The 18,468-nt window shown below is 51.9% G+C and carries 16 protein-coding genes; 10 read left to right on the plus strand and 6 right to left on the minus strand.

The features are described 5' to 3' along the window. Positions 1-122: 122 nt before the first annotated feature. Genes NSQ46_RS11965 through NSQ46_RS11975 form a run of 3 tightly spaced genes read right to left on the minus strand, consistent with a single transcriptional unit; the run spans position 123 to position 3,759 of the window. The gene (locus tag NSQ46_RS11965; RefSeq protein WP_007128603.1) at positions 123-1,262 is read right to left on the minus strand and encodes a Ger(x)C family spore germination protein; all 1,140 of its coding nucleotides are present in this window, start codon (positions 1,260-1,262) and stop codon (positions 123-125) included. Then, complete coding sequence (locus NSQ46_RS11970; RefSeq protein ID WP_341033042.1) at positions 1,259-2,665, minus strand: spore germination protein; 1,407 nt, start codon at positions 2,663-2,665, stop codon at positions 1,259-1,261. The genes NSQ46_RS11965 and NSQ46_RS11970 overlap by 4 nt, the downstream gene beginning before the upstream one ends. Continuing rightward, positions 2,662-3,759 (minus strand): endospore germination permease, encoded by a 1,098-nt coding sequence (locus tag NSQ46_RS11975; RefSeq protein WP_342576795.1) that lies wholly within the window; start codon positions 3,757-3,759, stop codon positions 2,662-2,664. Before NSQ46_RS11975 ends, NSQ46_RS11970 begins: the two co-directional genes overlap by 4 nt. Before the next feature lie 211 nt (positions 3,760-3,970). Here NSQ46_RS11975 and NSQ46_RS11980 point away from each other — a divergent pair, with 211 nt between their 5' ends. Further along, complete coding sequence (locus NSQ46_RS11980) at positions 3,971-5,350, plus strand: amino acid permease (protein WP_342576796.1); 1,380 nt, start codon at positions 3,971-3,973, stop codon at positions 5,348-5,350. On the opposite strand, the gene NSQ46_RS11985 is transcribed toward NSQ46_RS11980, so the two are convergent. Beyond that, positions 5,347-5,982 carry a LysE family transporter gene (locus NSQ46_RS11985; RefSeq protein ID WP_007128599.1) on the minus strand — a complete coding sequence of 212 codons (636 nt, stop codon included), beginning with the start codon at positions 5,980-5,982 and terminating at the stop codon, positions 5,347-5,349. The genes NSQ46_RS11980 and NSQ46_RS11985 overlap by 4 nt on opposite strands. Positions 5,983-6,246: 264 nt before the next feature. Between NSQ46_RS11985 and NSQ46_RS11990 the strand changes: the two genes are divergently transcribed. From NSQ46_RS11990 to odhB, 4 genes are all read left to right on the plus strand, one after another. Further along, positions 6,247-6,756: a metallophosphoesterase family protein gene (locus tag NSQ46_RS11990; RefSeq protein WP_210095096.1), complete on the plus strand. Its 510-nt coding sequence runs from the start codon at positions 6,247-6,249 to the stop codon at positions 6,754-6,756. Positions 6,757-6,876: 120 nt separating this feature from the next. Beyond that, entirely contained in the window at positions 6,877-7,779 is a 903-nt protein-coding gene (locus NSQ46_RS11995; protein ID WP_342576797.1) for a DUF72 domain-containing protein, read from the plus strand. Positions 7,780-8,000: 221 nt separating this feature from the next. Beyond that, positions 8,001-10,877: a 2-oxoglutarate dehydrogenase E1 component gene (locus NSQ46_RS12000; RefSeq protein ID WP_342576798.1), complete on the plus strand. Its 2,877-nt coding sequence runs from the start codon at positions 8,001-8,003 to the stop codon at positions 10,875-10,877. A 5-nt stretch (positions 10,878-10,882) separates the two neighbouring features. Then, positions 10,883-12,151, plus strand: a complete 1,269-nt coding sequence (odhB, locus tag NSQ46_RS12005; RefSeq protein WP_342576799.1) for a 2-oxoglutarate dehydrogenase complex dihydrolipoyllysine-residue succinyltransferase — start codon at positions 10,883-10,885, stop codon at positions 12,149-12,151. A gap of 205 nt (positions 12,152-12,356) precedes the next feature. On the opposite strand, the gene NSQ46_RS12010 is transcribed toward odhB, so the two are convergent. Beyond that, entirely contained in the window at positions 12,357-12,533 is a 177-nt protein-coding gene (locus NSQ46_RS12010; protein ID WP_210095092.1) for a hypothetical protein, read from the minus strand. Positions 12,534-12,696: 163 nt separating this feature from the next. Between NSQ46_RS12010 and NSQ46_RS12015 the strand changes: the two genes are divergently transcribed. The 3 genes from NSQ46_RS12015 (at position 12,697) to NSQ46_RS12025 (ending at position 15,291) form a co-directional block, all read left to right on the plus strand. Next, positions 12,697-13,779, plus strand: coding sequence for a lactonase family protein (locus NSQ46_RS12015; protein ID WP_342576800.1), 1,083 nt, complete (start codon positions 12,697-12,699; stop codon positions 13,777-13,779). A gap of 243 nt (positions 13,780-14,022) precedes the next feature. After that, positions 14,023-14,814 carry an SDR family NAD(P)-dependent oxidoreductase gene (locus NSQ46_RS12020; protein ID WP_007128591.1) on the plus strand — a complete coding sequence of 264 codons (792 nt, stop codon included), beginning with the start codon at positions 14,023-14,025 and terminating at the stop codon, positions 14,812-14,814. 228 nt (positions 14,815-15,042) lie between these two features. Further along, complete coding sequence (locus NSQ46_RS12025; RefSeq protein WP_028406770.1) at positions 15,043-15,291, plus strand: DUF1450 domain-containing protein; 249 nt, start codon at positions 15,043-15,045, stop codon at positions 15,289-15,291. Between the two features lie 94 nt (positions 15,292-15,385). On the opposite strand, the gene NSQ46_RS12030 is transcribed toward NSQ46_RS12025, so the two are convergent. Next, positions 15,386-16,291 carry a rhodanese-related sulfurtransferase gene (locus NSQ46_RS12030; RefSeq protein ID WP_007128589.1) on the minus strand — a complete coding sequence of 302 codons (906 nt, stop codon included), beginning with the start codon at positions 16,289-16,291 and terminating at the stop codon, positions 15,386-15,388. A 201-nt stretch (positions 16,292-16,492) separates the two neighbouring features. On the opposite strand from NSQ46_RS12030, the gene NSQ46_RS12035 reads away from it, so the two are divergent. Then, positions 16,493-17,131, plus strand: coding sequence for an SGNH/GDSL hydrolase family protein (locus NSQ46_RS12035; RefSeq protein ID WP_342576801.1), 639 nt, complete (start codon positions 16,493-16,495; stop codon positions 17,129-17,131). A gap of 298 nt (positions 17,132-17,429) precedes the next feature. Next, positions 17,430-18,467 carry an ABC transporter substrate-binding protein gene (locus tag NSQ46_RS12040; protein WP_007128587.1) on the plus strand — a complete coding sequence of 346 codons (1,038 nt, stop codon included), beginning with the start codon at positions 17,430-17,432 and terminating at the stop codon, positions 18,465-18,467. Position 18,468: the final 1 nt, after the last annotated feature.

The following is an 18,468-nucleotide window of genomic DNA, read 5'->3' on the forward strand; positions in this document are numbered from 1 at the left end:
GAAATTCAAGCGAAGAGCCGATATGAAATGCGAGAAACCCTGTGCTTGTAAAAAGTGCAGGGTTTCTATAGCGGTTAAAAGCTACAAGATTTAAATTTTTGCTTCTATAATATATATCCGTTTTACCGGTTTATATTTTTGCGCTGACCCCAATAGCGAAGGCTTACTTGAACGTCAATCTCACGCAGCGATGCCTGATGCATTTCCCGCTTCTCTTTCCTCAGCTCGTCCCATAGCTTGGGATCGGCTCGGCGAAGCTGAAGGCCTAATTGATAGGGGTCGGCATGAATGGCTGCGGTTTTCAGGAAGGTATTCCGAATCTCCTCGCGGAGCGAAGCCTCAGTTAGCTTCTTCATTTCGCCAATGCGAGTCTTCTGATAAATATTTTGGACCATTCCATCAACGTTCAATTTGATCCGGTAATAGACCTCCTCTCCTTCGCGTATGATCTCAATGGCGGATTTCGGATTCTCCAGGTAGATGCTGCCAGCCGCTTTGATTCCGGAAAATACGACCAGGGAAGCGCGTGTCTCGGGCGTGGAGAGCCAGCGGATACCGGCGAGATCGGAACGTTGCATCCATCCCTTCAGGGTCTGATGCTGTATCAAAAATGCGCCGTTAACTTCAAGCAGCGGATGCTGCTTTAAATTTTCCGTCCAGTTTGCCGTGGTAATCTGGAGGGAAGGAAGAACGACGGTAGCCGCATCTTCACGATAGAGACGGATAAAGTTCACGAATTGGATCGGGCGGATGAACGAGAATTGCCGATAGCTCTCCTGCGGCTCATGGAGCAGCGAATGCAGCGGAGACAATTGGAAAAAAGGCGACACGGTAAACAGATCCTCCATCGAGTCCTTGGTTCCGTAGATCCATTTGGTATAGCGGATCTCTTGCGACCGGTTCGTCATATCGAATACTTGGGACAACCGTTCGGGCACCAGTACAGACTCGCCAAGCACCAACGCCGTCACATGCCCCCAAGAAATCCGCTGCTGGTTTGCCGTGTAAAGATCGATCAGCGCATCCGAGAGCGTGCTTCCGGTTCCCCTGCCGACCCAAATCGGTGCCGTTTCGGTCTGTTTTGTTCCTTCCTGTCTGGCAATCGTCGCAAAATCAAGCATCTGAACATAGATGATATACTGATCTTCCTTGTAATCGATTCCGAGCGCGGTAATATAATTGATGTCCTGGACCTCTTTGTTGTCCCAGCAGCCGGCAAGCAGCACGGACATGATGATGAAGAGGCAGAGAAGCTTCTTCATATCGCCCCGCCTTTCTTCCGTTTATCAGGGAGTCTCATCAGGTTTCGCACGACCTTGGACAAAGAGAACGGGGAGAAGGGAGCCAGAAAAGGCTGTCCGAACGGGCGATGGTGAGCCATATATTGGACGATAAAGAATACCGATACGAAGAAGCCGAATAGGCCGAGAATGGCAGATAAACCAAGGATGAAGTACCGCATAATCGTCTGTGTGACGACGAAATCCTCGTTGGTATGGGTTGAGCCGGCCACAAAGGACAGCGCACCGATCACCGTCATGGTCGGGGAGAAGAATCCGCCCCGTATCGCTGCGTCCCCGATAATGATGCCGGAAACGACCGTAATCGTTGAAGCGATCGGAGAAGGCATCCGTATGCCGGCTTCCCGAAGCAGCGTCAGCAGAAACAGAATGATCAGCATTTCGAATCCGGTTGGAATCGGAAGGCCGAGCCGGGTATTGGCGATCGTAGCTAGGAGCGGGAACGGGATCTGGTCTTGATGAAAGGACACAACCGTGATATAGAATCCCGGCAGCATGATGGAAATCAGAAAACCCAGCAGCCGTAGCAGTCTCCATGGAAAGACGTAGTAGTATGGCATTTGGGGATCCTCGGTCGCGAACAGAAGCTGCATGAGGCTGGCCGGCGCGACCAGAACGACCGGACTTCCCTGCATGATGATGATCAACCTGCCGCGCGTCAAGGAATCATAGGCCCGATCCGGCCGGCCGGTATAATCGAACATCGGCAGCACGCTGTACCGGTACGGAGATATATGCTCAGCCAGCTCTGCGATGCCGGTAGGCGATTCCCCATTGAACGATTGAAGCTTCTTGGTAACTTCATCCACCGTCTCAGGGATGACTTTATCTTTGAGATACATGATTCCAATAGAGGTTTTACTCCGGTCACCCAGCTCAAACACGGTAAAGACGAGATCTGTCGTTTTCATGCGCTTGCGTATGAGGGCTACATTGGTGTCCAATTCCTCGACGAATCCGTCCTTTGGGCCTTTGATCGAGGTTTCGGAGGAGCTTTCCTCCGGGGATCTTGAAATATTATTCGCCGCGCTAAATGAATACAGCTTATCGCTGCTCGGGAAATACAGCGCTACATCCCCTGAAAAAATATGATCTACAAGTGCATCCTCATCCGTTACTTGTTCCAGGCTAAGCTGCATTTTCAGCTCGGAGGGATCGAAGGCTTTGTTCTGATCGCTGCAAGCTTTCCATTTATCGTTGATGACGGGCAGAATGATTTTGGAGATCAACGCCGTGTCGCTCATATAGACGTTATAGATCAATATGGCCCAAGGCTGCTTGGCATCGTCGATACCAGGGAACGTTGAAATAAGGATATCGTCGCAATCGGCAAATCGTTCTTGTAGACTTTCCAAGGTTATCATGAAGAATTCTCTCCTTTCGCTGAGCTGTGATGCGGTTGTCTTCGAATCAGGAGGAACATGAGTACGCTCAGTACGGTGAGGTAGATGCTGGAGATCGGCAAGAAATAGTCGGCCATGACATAGTACATCTTCAGATTACTGATGGGCGATGCGCAGAGAATGATCATTAGCAAGGAGACTGCCAGTATACCGACGCTTCGCTTCGAAGGCGGCAGCAGCGTCTCGCACAGCAAATAAATCGATAGCGAGATGGAAATATAGGCTCCGCTCAGCCACTGGAAGATGGACAGAAAGTCGACATGCTCAACGAATTTGCCGAGCTCTACGAGGCGCCACTGCTCATAGGCCGGATAACGCTGCAGTTTCATCTCTTCAGGTCCGAATTCCGCAATGCCGCCTATCGTGGGACCGAATGTCAAGAACACTAGTACGGCGTGAATCGCAAGCACCGTCAGGAAACGAGGCTTTTTCTGAAGATACGGCCGAAGAAACAGGATCAATATAAACTGCGACAGCCCCCCGAACATGACCGGCAGACCCTTGAGGACCGGGGTGAAGCCATGCTCAAGTACCGGCATCAGATAGTGGTAGTTCTTCACTTTAAAATTTGCAACGGATACAAATATGCCAAGAAGTACGACGATGGGCAGCAGAATTCCCGCAGAGATGCCGACTGTCCGTAATCCTTGTCGCGCGGTTACCAGACATAGCAAGACCAGAATCAGGGACGTGGCGATGACGGGAGTCTGCAGCAAATAGGTGGATTTCGTCCAGTCGATCACTTCCTTGAGCGTGTAAAAGGCAAACGAGATGAAGTACAAAGCCGACATGCCCATGATAACCATTCGTGCACCCTTGCCGCTGCTCTCATCGATCGCCTGCCGGATGGTGCGGTCTCCAAGCTTACGGATAATGCCGTAAATCAGAAGCACCCATGGAAGAAACAAAACGGCGGAAACAAGAATCGTGATCCAGGCGTCCCGCCCCGATGTTTCAATGAGCACCGGAATGATCATGACGTGGTTCGTCAAGCCGGCTGTTAGCATCATCATCATAAATGCCTGATTCGTTGGAATTCCGCTTCCCCCTGACATGCTCATCCTCCTTACCGGCTTTTATACGGCTTAGAGTTCTCGGGAAATACTCAAAATATGCGATCTCATCCAATCATGGAGGGGGAAAAACGTCAATAGGCTGACCCTCTTGGAAGCCATAAATAGGGCGAGCGCCCGGTACATAAAGCCATTCGCAACCCTGCATAATAAGGTAAGCTTTTGTAGGACTACAAGATTGGGGGATGCTTGTGTGAGCAGAGGAAGGAAGTCAAGAAACAGAAAAGGCACGTTGAAATGGTGGCAGCTATCCCTCTTAGGCGTAGCATCGACTATCGGGACAGGTTATTTCCTTGGATCGGCGCTTGGTATCCGGGTTGGCGGGCCGGCGTTTCTCATCTCGATCGTGATAGCCGCCTGCGCCACGTATCTCGTATTCGATATGCTGGCACGAATGACGGCGGATGACCCGCAGCCGGGCTCCTTCAGAACATACGCAAAGCAGGCTTACGGCAGATGGGCGGGATTCTCGACCGGATGGATGTACTGGTGCGCGGAGGTGCTGATTATGGGGAGTCAGATGACGGCGCTATCCATCTTCTCGCGCTTCTGGTTTCCGGACATCCCGATGTGGATATTCGCTTGCGGCTATGCGGTTCTCGGACTATTTGTCATATGGATTGGCAACAAGGGGTTTGACCGGCTGGAGAACGTGCTGGCCGTTTTGAAAATTGCCGCGATTGTCATGTTCCTGGTGATTGCGGCGGCGGCATGCTTCGGATGGCTTCGCGGGGGTGCAAGGCCGCAGCTTCCGGCGAGCTGGGGAGATTTTTTCGCTGCAGGAGGAAGGGGGCTATGGGCGTCCCTGATCTTTGCCTTTTACGCGTTTGGCGGAATCGAAGTGATGGGAGTGATGGCCATCCGGTTAAAGAACCCGAAGGAAGCTCCCAAGTCAGGAAAAATTATGATTTTGCTGTTGTCGATCGTCTATATCCTATCAATCGGTCTTGCCGTCATGATGGTGGCATGGAACCGTTTTTCACCGGCCAAAAGCCCGTTCGTTGTCGCCTTAGGGTCGTATAATCTTCCCTTCATACCGCATGTATTCAACGCGGTACTGATTATCGCGGGCTTTTCGACGATGGTGGCATCGCTCTATGCCGTAACCACCATGCTGGTCACGTTATCGGAGGACCAAGATGCTCCCAAGGTATTTGCCAAAAAGAAAACCAGGCGGAAAACACCGGTGTTTGCGCTGGCGCTTACCGCAGCCGGGCTTGCCTTGTCGATCATACTGTCGCTACTGATACCGGGCAAGATTTACGAATATCTTACGACTGCAGCCGGTTTAATGCTGCTATACAACTGGTTCTTCATTCTGGTTACGGCCGGGAAAATCATCCGGCTTACCGTTTGGGGACATATCAAACGCTTCGCCGGCATGCTGATGATTGCGGCAGGGGTAAGCGGCACAGCATTTCATCCGACGAGCCGTCCGGGGCTGTGGATCAGCTTCGGCTTTATTGTCGTGATCGGCATCGTCGTATTGTTCATGCAGAGGGTTTGGAAGAAATCCGCCCAAGCATCCAAGAAGGCGGGCAAGCCCAAGCTGCGTCCGAAGCCTGCCCGTTAGAACAGCATCGGATACAGCAGCGACAATGCACGAATCCCGAAATACAATCCGAATACAACCAATGAGAGGCCAGAGAGCACGGAAATGATCGATATTGCTCTTTGGCTTAAATATTTTCGGAACATGCTGCTCACCATGGCCATGAAGAAATCCCACAGGACCACTCCGGAAATGACGGCAATACTGTAGACGAACAGCTGGCCTGTACCATTATCGGCCGCCGTCTTGGCCAGTATGGAGCCGTAAATGCCGAGCCAGAACAGAATGGTCATCGGATTGGAAACGGACATCAGGAAGCCGGAGACCAGCGTTTTCATAACCGATTCTTCTCCGCTCGTTGAACTGATGGTTACCTTCCTTGCATTGATGATGCTTTCTACGCCTGTATAGATGAGCACGAATGCTCCGAACAGCCACAGGAATGTCTGCATGAAGGGGGTGCTCAGGAAATGAACGACGCCCAAATAGACGAGAACCATGTACAGAATATCAGCCAGCACGGCGCCGATTCCAAACATCCAGGCATGCCAGAACCCTTTTTTGATCCCTTGATCGAGCTGGGCTGCATTAATAGGACCAAGCGGCGCAGAGAGCGAGAGTCCCAATAGGATATAGCTGAAAATCATGCTCATGACAACGAATTCCTCCCCTATAACGGTACCTTAAATTTCGTACGGCTTGTACGGAAGATGGCTCGTACCATTCTATTCACGGGAATGTCCATCTAAGAACACTCATTTGGAAAAAACACGAATCAAACGGCTGACCTGAAAACGTGGGGGCCGTTTAACTTTTGCCGCTTATTTTGATTCAGCAGCGGTTTTTGCTAGGATAGTAGATAGTGATGCCTTCGATACCGTAAAGGGATCGAACCGGCAGTGAAGAGGAGGGAAATCATGAGCAGGCCTTACAAAATCGTCGTGGTATCGGATACCCATATACCCATGCGGAGCAAGCAGCTGCCCTCTCGGTTGTTGGAGGACTTGAAGGAAGCGCAGCTTATTTTGCATGCGGGCGATTGGTCGAGCTGGAATGTCTATGAACAGCTCAGCCGCTATGCTCCGGTCGAAGGCGTAGCCGGCAATACAGATCCGGAGGAAGTTATTTCGAAGCTGGGATACCAGAAGATCGTTGAGGTTCTTGGTCATCGGATCGGAATTGTGCATGGACACGGAAAAGGCGGAACGACGCCAGGACGCGCGCTGAAGGCATTTGAGGGAAGCAACGTGGATATGATCGTATTCGGTCACTCCCATATTCCGTATATGGAGTCGGTTCGGGGCACGTTGCTCTTCAATCCCGGCTCTCCGACGGATAAGCGAAGACAGCCTCAATATTCGCACGGCATCATTCGGGTTGCCGAAGGCCGCTTGGATGCGGGACATGTGTTCTATGACCGTACATAAAGAAGATTCGGTCATATACTGATGGTGAGTGATTCGGTTGCAGGCTTTTAATTCCGGACGTATCGGGTTAATAAATATGAGTCCTTGGTGGATGCAGATGATGCAAGTGAGAGGATGGCTATGGTAAAGGAAGAACAATTCGAGCGAAGAATTCAAATCGGCCTGTCCGGCTGGGGGGATCACGACAAGCTGTACGATGATGGAGCGAAGGCTTCCGATCGGCTGGGCATGTACGCACGGCATTTTCCGATCGTGGAGATGGACAACTCGTTCTACGCGATTCCCTCCCCGGACCAGATGGACAAATGGGCCCAGACGGTGCCCGGCCATTTCGGGTTCATTGTCAAAGCCTATCAAGGCATGACCGGCCATGCCAGGGGCGGCACATTATCGAAATATTCCAGCACGAGAAGCATGTTCGACGAGTTTCGGGCTTCGGTCCGGGTCCTTCAAGCAGCCGGCAAGCTGAGAGCGGTGCTGTTTCAATACCCGCCGTGGTTTGGCTGCGAGCGGAAGCATGTGGACATTTTGAAACGGACGCGGGAGTGGATGGAGGATCTGCCGGTCGCATTGGAGTTTCGCCACCAGACCTGGTTCGCGCCTGAATTCCGGGAGAAGACGCTGGATTTCATGCGAAGCGAGGGGTGGATTCACAGCATTGCCGATGAGCCCCAGGTGGGAATCGGATCGGTACCGGCTGTTCTTGCCGCAACCCGCGAGGATGCCGTCATGATTCGGATGCATGGCCGCAACGAGAAAGGGTGGCATACGGGCGGGCAGCCGAATTGGCGGGAAGTCCGTTATTTGTACAGGTACAATGAAGATGAGCTTGCGCAGTGGAGGGAATCCGTGCTGAAGCTGCTTGAGGAGACGTGCCAATGCTGGATTATCTTCAATAACAACTCGGGAGGCGATGCATCCGATAATGCGAAGCAGCTCCTTCGCATGTTTGGAATGGACAGCGGACCGGAGCCGATCAGACAGATGGATTGGCTGGCAGAGGATATTTTTACAGATAAATGACTTTAAATGTAAACGAAACAGGGAACTGGAAGCGGCTGTCCGAAATCGTCATAAAATTGACGCAAATCCATCTGTTTATTAGATCATTATTATATATAAAGGGTATTTTCGGTTCTGAGGTCAAGTGTATTATAATGAAATCGTAACAAAGTGTTTTGCGAATGTAAAAAGTGAAATTCCGTCCATGAACTATCAAAATAATCTGACGGAGGGAGTCAGCGATGAAGACCCTTGACAGTAAGGCAGTGGGACCATGGCAAAAATATCACGGTCCGAACCTGGGGTACATTCAAGATCAGTACGAGAAGTTTTTGCAAGACCCGCAGTCTGTGGAACCAGGATACCGTGAATTGTTCGCCAGCTGGGGACCGCCCCCTGCTTTGGAAAACAATGAAAAGAAAGCGGATTCGCAGGGACAAGGCGTAGGACTTGACCCGCAATTACTTAAGAAGAGCGTAGCCGCAGGTAAGCTGGTATGGAATATTAGAACCTATGGCCATTTGGCCGCCGATATCGATCCGATCGGCATCGGTGGAGAAACGGATACACGACTGCTTCAGCCTGAAAGCTATCAGTTAAGCCAAGCGGATTTGGCGGCCTTGCCTGCCGAGATCGTCTGGGAGGAGGCTCCTGGCGATGTCAAGAATGGTTGGGATGCCATCCAGCGGCTGCTGAAACTATATACTGGAACCATTGCATATGAATTTAGCCACATTCATGATGAAGAAGAACGGAAATGGCTCAATCAACAAGCAGAGTCCGGACGATTCCCGCTTAACTTGAGCGTAGAAGAACGGAAGGAGCTGCTGAAGAAGCTGCTGGAGGCCGAGCAATTCGAGGAATTCCTGCACCGTACCTTCGTTGGAGCAAAGCGCTTCTCGGTCGAAGGGAACGAAGCGCTGGTGCCGCTGCTTGACGAAATCGTCCAGCAATTAGCGGAAGTGGATGTCAACTCGATCCTTGTCGGCATGGCGCACCGCGGACGTCTGAACGTGCTTGCGCATATTCTCGGGAAGGACTACACCAAGATCTTCTCCGAGTTCATGCATTCGCCGAATAAGCATCTGGTGCCTTCCGAAGGCTCCATGGGCATGAATTACGGCTGGACGGGCGACGTGAAATATCACCTGGGCGCAGACCGTTACATGAAGAAGAACGAGGCACGCGAGGTTCGTATTACGTTGGCCAACAACCCGAGCCACCTGGAATACGTTAATCCGGTCGTTGAAGGGTACACGCGCGCGGCTCAAGAAACCCGCAGCGAAGCCGGCTATCCGAAGCAGGACGTCAACAAGGCGGTCAGCATTCAGATCCACGGCGACTCTGCGTTCCCAGGCGAGGGAATCGTGCCGGAGACGCTTAACTTCAACAAGCTGCCGGGCTTCCGTACCGGTGGAACGATTCATATTATCGTCAATAACCGGATCGGCTTTACGACCGAAGGGAAGGATTCGAGATCCACGCATTACGCCAGCGATCTGGCGAAAGGATATGAAATCCCGATCATTCACGTTAATGCCGATGATCCGGAAGCATGTATCGCTGCTGCCCGTCTCGCGAGCGAATACCGCAACAAGTTCAAGAAGAGCATTCTGATCGATCTGGTCGGCTACCGCAAGTACGGCCATAACGAGACCGACGATCCGGAAACGACTCAGCCGCTGATCTACCAGAAGGTGAAGAATCACCCTACGGTCAGCACGTTATATATGAAGAAACTGGTTGAAAGTCAGGTGCTGTCCCAATCGCAGGCTGACGAACTGAAGAACGCAGTGGTCGAGGTGCTTAAGGCTGCTTATGAAACCGTGAAATCGAAGGATTCGGTCGATTCGGTTCTGCTCGGCATCAACCCGGCCGATGAGAATTCCAAGAAGACAACGGCTACCAATGTATCCGCTGAACAGCTCCGTGCGATCAACCGCGAGCTTCTGCAATGGCCGGAAGGCTTCACGGTATATCCGAAGCTTCAGCGCATTTTGGAGCGCCGCAGCAGCGCGCTTGACGAAGGCGGGAAGGTAGACTGGGGTCATGCAGAGACGCTGGCCTTCGCGACGATTCTGTCGGACGGCAAGCCGATCCGGATTACCGGACAGGATGCCGAGCGCGCAACGTTTGCGCACCGGAACCTGGTTCTGCATGATGCCGCGAACGGAGATACGTTCTGCCCGCTGCACCGTTTGCCGCAGGCAAAAGCATCGTTTGCGATCCACAACAGCCCGCTTACAGAAGCAGCGGTTGTCGGCTTCGAATACGGGTATAACGTGTATTCGCCGGAGACGATGGTGATCTGGGAAGCGCAATACGGGGACTTCACGAACTGCGCCCAGGTTATCATTGACCAGTTTATCTCGGCCGGTCGTTCGAAGTGGAGACAGAAATCCAGCCTTGTCATGCTGTTGCCGCATGGATATGAAGGAAATGGTCCAGAGCATTCCAGCGCAAGACTTGAGCGTTTCTTGCAGCTGAGCGGGGAAGATAACTGGACGGTTGCTAACCTGACATCGGCAGCGCAATACTTCCACCTGCTGCGCAGGCAAGCGTCACTGACGGAAACGGACGATGCCCGTCCGCTCGTGCTGATGGCTCCGAAGAGCTTGATCCGCAATCCGCGCGTTGCATCGCCGGTTAGCGCATTTAGCGAAGGCGGCTTCCAGAAGGTGCTGGAACAGCCAGGTCTCGGACAATCGCCGAAGAAGGTCGAACGCCTCGTGCTGTGCTCGGGGAAAGTGGCGATCGATCTGGATGAAGCACTTGACAAGCAGAAGGGCGAAGATCACTCTTGGATTCATATCGCGCGGGTGGAACAGCTGTATCCGTTCCCGAAAGAAGAAATTTCGCGCATTATGCAAAAGTTCCCGAATCTCAAGGAAATTCTGTGGGTTCAGGAAGAGCCGCAGAACATGGGCTCCTGGAGCTTTATGGAACCAAGAATCCGCGAAATCGCGCCAAGCGGCGTAGAGGTTCGTTACAACGGACGCCCTGAACGGTCCAGCCCGGCCACCGGATATCAGGATATACATGCATACGAACAACAGACGATCATTACGTTTGCCCTTAATCGTAAAACTATAAATCAACAGATCTCATTGGGGAGGTAGCGGCTGTGAGCGAAATTACTGTACCAGCTATGGGCGAATCCATCACCGAAGGAACCATCTTTAAATGGCACGTGAAAGAAGGGGACCGCGTCAACATCGGTGACGTTCTGCTCGAGTTAGAAACGGATAAGGTTAATCTGGAAATTAGCGCGGAGTCTGAAGGCGTTGTGGAAAAAATCCTTCGCCAAGAAGGAGAAAATGTTACGATCGGTGAAGTCATCGGCCAAATCTCTCCACAGGAAGGCGTTAAGCCAGGCGCGCCTGCGCCGCAAGCGGAAGCTCCGGCTGCCGCTCCGGCAGCGGCACAGCCTGCGCAAGAGGCACCTAAGGCACCAGCGCCTGCACCGGAAGCCGGTGGAGAAGGCTCGAATTTGACTGCATCGCCGTCCGCACGCAAGCTGGCTCGTGAGCGCGGGATTGACCTGGAACAGGTACAGGGCCGCGACCCGATCGGTCGCATTTATCACGATGATGTGAAGAACCATACGGAAGGCAGCAAGCCTGCTGCTCCTGCAAGCAAGCCGTCCGCGCCAGCGGTACCAGCTGTGCAAGCGCCGGCTGCGGAATACGGCAAGCCTGTTGAACGTACCCGGATGTCTCGCCGCCGTCAGACGATCGCCAATCGTCTGGTCGAAGCGCAGCACACGGCAGCGATGCTGACCACCTTCAACGAAGTCGATATGACGGCCATCCTGGATGTTCGTAAGCGCCGCAAGGATGCCTTCAAGGAAAAGCATGACGTCGGTCTGGGCTTTATGTCCTTCTTCACGAAGGCAGTTGTCGGCGCATTGAAGAAGTTCCCGCTGCTCAATGCTGAAATTGACGGCGACGATATCGTTGTGAAGAAGTTCTATGATATCGGGATTGCCGTATCTGCGAAGGAAGGTCTTGTCGTTCCGGTCGTTCGCGACGCTGACCGTCTCGGCTTCGCCGAGATCGAGAAGGAAATCGTGAACCTTGCGAACAAGGCCCGCAGCAACACCTTGTCGCTGTCCGAGCTGCAAGGCGGAACCTTTACGATTACGAACGGAGGCGTCTTCGGATCGCTGCTGTCCACGCCAATCCTGAATACACCGCAGGTCGGCATCCTGGGCATGCATAAGATCCAGATCCGTCCGGTTGCCATCGATGAAGAGCGTATGGAGAATCGTCCGATGATGTACATCGCATTGTCGTATGACCATCGAATTGTCGACGGCGCAGAAGCGGTTCGCTTCTTGGTAACGGTAAAAGAGCTGTTGGAAGATCCGGAATCTCTGCTGTTGGAAGGTTAATGCCAAGACAGCGACATCATTGAGAAATAAAGGGCCGCATGGGAAAGTCCATGCGGCCCTATTTTTACGCTTATCCGGTGGTTTGTTCTTCAGCAGCTGACCATTGCACTCCTATAGATGGCGGCGCCTTTCAACACGTTAGGCATTGTCCTTAAATACAGATGATGCTTATCGTAATGCGGAAATCGATGTGCAGATATGTCCTCTAAGATGAGGAACCATCCTTCTGATCTTGACCGTTGGAGTCCATGGTGTCGCGAGGATTCCAGTTCTCAGCCTGAGGCTCGATATCCTGATGCTTCTTCACCTTGTCTCGCTGCTCCTTGGAATCGTTCTCCGTGTGCTGGTGATTGCGCACTTCGTCGCCGGTTGATGATTTCATGGGAATACCTCCTTTAAACGAATATAGTATTACATACCCTGTATGGCAAAAGACAAACAGGGAAAAGGCGCTGGCGGAGGGATTTGATTTTCCGCATCCTTGACGTTAACATGTTACAGAGACGAATCGCATGACTAACCGATATCGAGAGGAGATGTCTTCTATGCAACAACAACCACAGCATACATTACTTTTTACAGGCGCTTATGCCGAAGCCGATCAGACCGGTATATGCGTATATGCCGTTGACGAAACTTCCGGAGAGCTTCGGCTGCTTGATGAAGTCTCCGGGATTAAGAACCCGACATTTCTAAATGTTGATCCGGCAGCCAAGCGGCTGTATGCGATCGGAGAAATATCGGACCAAGGAAAGAAAGCAGCCGAGATCGTTACATTCGAGATTCAACCCGATACCGGCAAGCTGAAAGAATTGTGCCGCGTTCGGAGTGTCAGCAGCTCCACTTGCCATATTCAACGGGATGAAGGGAGTTCGTATCTGATCGTATCCAGCTATCACGGGGGGCTGGTCGGCGTTCATCGGATTAACGAGGATGGCACGGCCGGGGAGCTGCTGGATGAGAAAAAGCACGCCGAGCTCGTCCAAGTCCGGGAGGATCAGCAGCCGAGAGCGCATTCGGCCTTCTACAGTCCGGACGGTCGATACATATTCGTGCAGGATTTAGGATTGGACAAGATTATGTCTTACACTTTAGACAGTGAGCACGGCCAGCTTCGTTTCCATGGCGAAACCCAGCTTGAGGACGGTGTCGGGCCGCGCCATTTGGCCTTCCATCCGGGCGGTGGCTACGCATATGTCATTAATGAATTGAACTCCAGCGTGACGACACTCCGTTATTCGAGTGAAGATGGCCGTCTGACGCCGCTTGAGACGATCTCGACGCTTCCATCCGATTTCGAAGGTGAAAGCTTCTGCGCCGAAATTGCAGTGTCTAGCGATGGCCGGACGGTGTATGGATCGAACCGCGGGCATGACAGTATCGTGGTGTTCTCCGTTCACCAGGACAGCGGGCTCCTGAGTCCGGTTCAGTATATTTCAACCGAGGGCGGCCATCCGCGGCATTTCAGCCTGCTGCCGGGCGGTAAGCATCTGGTGGCGGCCAACCGGGACGGCAATAACCTCGTGCTCTTTACGGTAGATCCGGAGGACGGGAAGCTTTCCTTCACCGGTTATACCGTTTCCCAATCCAAGCCGGTCTGCGTGAAACCGGCGGTCTTTAACCGATAACAGCAGAAATTGATCGAATTGCACCTCAAATACTTGGGGGATAATACCTGGGATTTTGTTAGATAAGCGCTCTTGCAGGGCAAGGACCTTAAAGGTTCGTTGTCTTTGCAGGGGCGCTTTTTTCGTACAGGCAAAACGCTACGCTGACCTTAACCGGCTCCTCGGTTGTCGTTTGACGGGATTCAGAGCTCGCCCCGATTGGTTATGTAATAACATGAACACGTAATTAAGGAGGGTGTGGCAATGTCTACGAATCAACAATTAAAAGGGAAAACGGCAATCGTTACAGGTGCAGGCTCTGGAATCGGCCGTGCTGCAGCCCTTCTGATGGCGGAGCAGGGAGCGAACGTGCTGCTGATCGATATTGATCATGAACGGGTGGAGAAGGTTCGTAAGCAGATTGAGACTGCCGGGGGAGAGGCGATAACCGGCAATTGCGATATTTCAAAAGCGGAGACGCTTAAGGACTGCTTCCAGCAAGCGGCGGAGAAATGGGGCGGCATCGATATCGTTTTTGCCAATGCGGGCATTAACGGTACGAAAGCTCCGATTGAGACCATGGAGCTGGACGAGTGGGATACAACGATCAATACGAACCTGAGGGGAACGTTTGCGACGGTGAAATACTCGATTCCTTATTTGAAGGAGAAGGGCGGAAGCATCATCATTACGAGCTCGATTAACGGCAACCGGGTCTTCACAGGCTTCGGATTTTCCGCTTATAGCACGACCAAGGCCGGGCAGGTAGCCTTCATGAAGATGGCAGCGCTGGAGCTGGCCCGTTATAAAATTCGCGTGAACGCGATTTGTCCGGGAGCCATTGCAACCAATATCGATTCCAGCACCATTGCCAAGCCGGAGCTTGAGGAAGTGACCATTCCGATCGAATACCCGGAAGGGGATCAGCCTTTGGCGAACGGCCCCGGCCAGCCGGAGCAGGTCGCACGTCTGGTCGCATTTCTGGCATCCGACGACGCCTCGCATATTACCGGAACCGAAATTTATATTGATGGAGCCGAGTCTCTGATCCACTGATTGACTGACCAACTTTTCTTAAGCAGGGCATTGGTGATTGAGCTTCTGTGTCCTTTGGATGGAGAGTGAGCATAAAGTTTGTGGGATGAATGTCTGACATTTCGACACGGCATCAACAATTGTTGAGGATTGAGCTTCCTCGATGGAACCACGGACGAATTTGACAATATGGCCCCAATTGTCGCATAATAAATAGATATATTGTCAAATAGAATAGTGGTGATATCGATGGGAATCGTCATCGTGGAAGTGTGCGACAGCAACTTGATGAGCGCTTTGGAGCTCGAGCACCTGGAGGAGCTGTATCCCGAGATCGCCGTGCTGCGTGCAGATTGCATGAATCTGTGCGGGCTATGCAAGCTGCGCCCTTACGCGCTGGTCAATGGCAAGCGTGTATTTGCAGCCACGACGGAGGAGTGCATCGAGAAGATTAAGGCAGCCATCGAAGCTGAGTTGGCCATCTACAATGAGATTTAAAGCGTCCTAAGCGATGCTTCGTTATATGATATATTCAAAAAGGGCATGTCGCTCACTCCAAGCGACATGCCCTTTTCTTATAAATGCGGGAACTTTAGGAAGCGTGATGGCTTGCAGCAACAATCTCTTCGCATTCTGCGGAGCAGCAGCTATTATGAAGCTCTTCGCACTCCTCGCAGCAAATATGCTGCAAATGGCATGCATCGTTGTCGCAGTTGATGTAACGGTCCTCAGGCTTGCCGCAGTGATGGCATTTCCCGACGACGATATCTTCATCGGTGCGGTTGATCGGAACTGAAATGCGCTCATCAAAGACGTAGCATTTTCCATCGAACAGCCGGCCTTGAACTTCAGGATCCTTCCCATACGTTACGATTCCGCCGTCCAGCTGGGCAACGTCTTGGAATCCTTCCTTCAGCATGAAGCCTGTCAGCTTCTCACAGCGGATGCCGCCAGTGCAGTACGTCAGGATGGTTTTATCCTTATGCTCGGACAGATTCTCCCGAATCCATTCCGGAAACTCCCGGAAGGACTGCACATCCGGACGAATGGCGTTGCGGAAGTGACCGATATCATACTCGTAATCATTGCGGCCGTCGATGACGATGACATCCTCCCGTTGAAGGTACTCGAAGAATTCCTTCGGCGACAGGCGCTTGCCGCTGATGACGTTCGGATCCAGCTCATCCTCGACACGGAAGGTCACGAGTTCCTTACGATGACGAACGAACATTTTTTTGAACGCGTGCCCTTCGGAAGGGTCGACCTTAAACACCATATCGGCGAACAGCGGGTTGGCGTGCATATCACGCATATACTGCTCGGTCTGTTCAATCGTACCGGACACGGTACCGTTGATGCCTTCGGCTGCTACCAAGATACGGCCCTTGAGGCCCAGCTCTTTGCAGTACTGCAGATGCTCATCCTTGAAGGCTTCCGGGTCCGGAATCGGCACGAATTTATAATAAAGCAAAATTTGATATTGCTGTGAATCGGTCATATTTTCATCACCTGTTCTGTTGATAGTTTAAGCCAAAAGCATACTTATTGAATTGTAGTTGAATTCAGACCACTTAGTCAACTTAAATGTATAGAAAGTTTGCCATGAATTGTGAATTTTAGGGTTTCAAGAATGCTGCAAAGCGGTTATGATGAAGGGGCAGGAATGCGAACACTTTCATTAATTGGAGGCGTGAACAGCATGGTACATATCGAACAAAATGCGCTCGTATTGTTTCAAGGCGACAGTATTACCGATTGTGGTCGGAATTATGAGGAGCCTAGCAGTTTGGGGCAAGGATATGCACTGATGGCTGCGGCCCGGTTGAGCATGGAGCAGCCTCAGAAGCGTTTACGGTTTGTAAATCGCGGGATCAGCGGAAACCGGGTTGTTGATCTTCGGGGACGATGGGAGGAAGATTGTATACGGCTCGATCCGACTTGGGTTTCGATTCTCGTCGGCATCAACGAGACGGGGAGGAAATACAGGCAGGGAGAGCCGACTTCAGTTGAGGCTTTTTATGAAGGCTATAGGGAGCTGCTGTTCCAGACCCGAGAGCATACCGGCGCGAGACTGATTCTTATGGAGCCGTTCCTGCTGCCCGTCACGGAGGATAAGAAGGAGTGGCGCGAGGATCTGGATCCGAAGATTGCGGCGGTGCGTGAGCTGTCGCGTGAGTTTGAGACGCTGTATGTGCCGTTAGACGGTATTTTCGCTGCAGCAAGCTCCACAATCGAGATGACCTATTGGGCCGAAGACGGCGTGCATCCAACTCCTGCAGGTCATGCGCTGATTGCTCAGTCCTGGCTCGCTGCGATTCAGGGACGTTCGATGTTATAAGGCTGTTTACCCACTTCGAATATAAAGGCATTGTTTATGATACAACGTCCCCGGAGAATAGCGCTCCGGGGACGTTTCATTCTTTCGACAGCAGATGCCCCGAGAGTAAAGAAAATCCTGATTGACGAATGTGTTTGGATACCTTTACAATGGTTCATAATAGACCGTTGTTCAATTGGTGCGTCCTATTTTTTTACTTTAATGCTTTCGTCAATAAAAGCGGCGATGCGTTGTCGCTTTGTGTCGAAGCTTAGATGACGAAACGAACGGGTCATTCATGAGAGAGGGGATTCATTAGATGAAGAGAAAAATGTGGGTATCACTTGCATTGTCGGCGCTGCTCGTGACGGCAGTCGGCTGCGGGGACAAGCAGGAAGGCGGAAGTACGGCGACAGGAAGCGGCGGCGATGCCGAGAAGAAATCTTACAGCATCGCGATCTCGCAATATGTGGAGCATCCGTCCTTAGACGCAACTCGGGAAGGAATTCTGGCAGCGCTTAAGGATGCCGGAATTTCGGAAGAGGATAACACGCTGAAGCTTGACTATAACAATGCTCAGAACGATTCAACGAACAACCATACCATCGCTCAGAAGCTGAAGGATTCGAAAGCGGATTTGGTTGTGGCGATTGCTACGCCATCCGCGCAAGCCGTGGCAAACGAAGTGAAGGAGAAGCCGGTCCTGTTTGCAGCGGTTACCGACCCGCTGGATGCGAAGCTGGTCAGCGACCTGCAGAAGCCGGGAGGCAACATTACCGGAGCTTCGGACACGAATCCTGAGGCGACAAAGCAGCTGATGAATTTTGTTAGCACGCATTTCCCAAATGTGAAGAAGATTGGTTTGATCATCGATGAAGGGGAAGCGAATGCCGTTGTAATGGCGAAAACAGCGGAAGAGGTGCTTGCCGAGCATGGAATCGAATTGGTGAAGGCTTCGGTCACCAATACATCGGAAGTGAAGCAGGCTGCCGAATCTCTCGTCGGTAAGGTGGATGCATTCTATATTACGCTAGATAACCGGGTTGTAAGCGGTGTGGACACGATTATCCAAACCGCCCAACAGAATAAAATTCCGTTCTTCTCCAGTGACCGCGACACGGTGGAGAAGGGGGCTTTTGCTACCGTTGGCTTCAAGTACTATGACCATGGATATCAGGTTGGTCAGATGGCGGTAGAGATTTTGAAGAACGGCAAGAAGCCGGCTGACATGGAAATCACGAAGCCCGACAAGCTGGATCTGATTCTGAACGTGAAGGCTGCGGCGGACTACGGCATCGAGGTTACGGACGCCATGAAGCAGGAAGTCAAAGACCCTGACAACAACATCATTGAGTAAT

This window comes from Paenibacillus sp. FSL M8-0142 (assembly GCF_038597315.1).
In the GTDB taxonomy this organism is placed as follows: Bacteria; Bacillota; Bacilli; order Paenibacillales; family Paenibacillaceae; genus Paenibacillus_AQ; species Paenibacillus_AQ lactis.

Excerpts from the sequence above, each read along its gene's own strand:
- NSQ46_RS11965 (WP_007128603.1), bottom strand. The coding sequence starts at position 1,262 with ATGAAGAAGCTTCTCTGCCTCTTCATCATCATGTCCGTGCTGCTTGCC.
- NSQ46_RS11970 (WP_341033042.1), bottom strand. The coding sequence starts at position 2,665 with ATGATAACCTTGGAAAGTCTACAAGAACGATTTGCCGATTGCGACGAT.
- NSQ46_RS11975 (WP_342576795.1), bottom strand. The coding sequence starts at position 3,759 with ATGTCAGGGGGAAGCGGAATTCCAACGAATCAGGCATTTATGATGATG.
- NSQ46_RS11985 (WP_007128599.1), bottom strand. The coding sequence starts at position 5,982 with ATGAGCATGATTTTCAGCTATATCCTATTGGGACTCTCGCTCTCTGCG.
- NSQ46_RS11990 (WP_210095096.1), top strand. The coding sequence starts at position 6,247 with ATGAGCAGGCCTTACAAAATCGTCGTGGTATCGGATACCCATATACCC.
- NSQ46_RS11995 (WP_342576797.1), top strand. The coding sequence starts at position 6,877 with ATGGTAAAGGAAGAACAATTCGAGCGAAGAATTCAAATCGGCCTGTCC.
- NSQ46_RS12000 (WP_342576798.1), top strand. The coding sequence starts at position 8,001 with ATGAAGACCCTTGACAGTAAGGCAGTGGGACCATGGCAAAAATATCAC.
- NSQ46_RS12010 (WP_210095092.1), bottom strand. The coding sequence starts at position 12,533 with ATGAAATCATCAACCGGCGACGAAGTGCGCAATCACCAGCACACGGAG.
- NSQ46_RS12015 (WP_342576800.1), top strand. The coding sequence starts at position 12,697 with ATGCAACAACAACCACAGCATACATTACTTTTTACAGGCGCTTATGCC.
- NSQ46_RS12020 (WP_007128591.1), top strand. The coding sequence starts at position 14,023 with ATGTCTACGAATCAACAATTAAAAGGGAAAACGGCAATCGTTACAGGT.
- NSQ46_RS12025 (WP_028406770.1), top strand. The coding sequence starts at position 15,043 with ATGGGAATCGTCATCGTGGAAGTGTGCGACAGCAACTTGATGAGCGCT.
- NSQ46_RS12030 (WP_007128589.1), bottom strand. The coding sequence starts at position 16,291 with ATGACCGATTCACAGCAATATCAAATTTTGCTTTATTATAAATTCGTG.
- NSQ46_RS12035 (WP_342576801.1), top strand. The coding sequence starts at position 16,493 with ATGGTACATATCGAACAAAATGCGCTCGTATTGTTTCAAGGCGACAGT.
- NSQ46_RS12040 (WP_007128587.1), top strand. The coding sequence starts at position 17,430 with ATGAAGAGAAAAATGTGGGTATCACTTGCATTGTCGGCGCTGCTCGTG.